Annotated in this window: 1 protein-coding gene; it reads left to right on the top strand. The window is 45.9% G+C overall.

Going from position 1 to position 689, the window contains the following annotated elements:
- Window positions 1-689 (top strand): hypothetical protein (locus tag AC1D15_RS35750; RefSeq protein WP_477829821.1); only part of this gene is annotated, 689 nt, incomplete at both ends.

Here is a 689-nt window from a genome sequence, read left to right as displayed (position 1 = left end):
GTATAACAGCGGAAAAAAAATCAATTTTGGATTTAGGTGTTGGAATTGTGCCTTCCCGCTCGGGAGAAGGGGCGCAGGACTGTCACAAAAACGTTGGCGCTGTCCGGATAATATCGAAAAGATTGTCGAGGCATACAAAGGGATTCAGCGGCTATCAAAGAAGTACGACATTAGTTTGCATGATGAATCCGAGTGGGGCCCAACTGATCCCTCTAAAGAACTGGGGCTGGAGCACCATAGAATAAGGGGGAGGATTTTATTTGATATTTTGGAGCAGCGAAATCGATGCAATCAATCGCAAATGCAAATTTGCACAATCAGTGGAGCCCCAAATACCGTATTTTCTGGTCTTCAAGGTACAGGCGATAATCTAAATATCGAACGCATTCGACATTTTCTTTCGCTCCAACTTCCTCCTTCAGAATATCTTGGCTTCTTTGCGAATCTAAGCACTGGCGCAATATTTCCAACTTCGAGTGTAGTGCCACTTGAGATTCATATTTGCAGCCTCTGGAGAACTCAATTTCCAGAGGATTATTCGCTCGAGAATCTCTGTATAGATTCATCACAAGGCTGGCATTTGAAGCGTTTAACACTGAGTCAGGCAGGACTATTCGCGGCCGCTCGCATTGCGCATTGTTGGCGCGAAGAACTCAAGCGGCTAGAGGGGTCGAGTGATAGTCCAGAGC

It is taken from the genome of Rhizobacter sp. P2_H2 (assembly GCF_056403375.1).
This window is presented reverse-complemented; position numbering and strand designations above follow the sequence as displayed.